General features: G+C 59.4%; 1 pseudogene. It reads right to left on the reverse strand.

Going from position 1 to position 350, the window contains the following annotated elements:
* Positions 1-350 (reverse strand): annotated as a pseudogene (locus AF337_RS12150) (blue-light-activated histidine kinase); the annotation flags it as partial.

The raw sequence follows: 350 nt of genomic DNA on the forward strand, positions 1-350 counted from the left end.
AACCTCGATCTCAATCAGCAGCCCATCATTCGACCACGTTTTTTCGACATGTCCCTTCAGCTGTTTTTCGATGAGCGCCCCGATGATCGCGGTACCGAAACCTCTTTTGGTTGGCTTGGGCGCTCTTCTGACGCCGGCCTCCCACCATCGAAGCTTAAAACCTGCTCCTGATGGCCCGGGCGCCCAGCTGATTGAAAGCCCTCCCTTGCGAAGCCACAAGCGCGCCGTGACGGGCCGCATTGACGGCAAGTTCGTGGAGTACGAGTGCGACAGGTTGGACAACCGGCGCCGGCAGTTTGATATCAGGTCCGCGACAAACAGCGCGGGTCGCTGCGAATGGCGTCACCTGC

Origin of the sequence: Rhizobium ecuadorense (genome assembly GCF_001187535.1) — a bacterium.
GTDB classification, from domain to species: Bacteria; Pseudomonadota; Alphaproteobacteria; order Rhizobiales; family Rhizobiaceae; genus Rhizobium; species Rhizobium ecuadorense.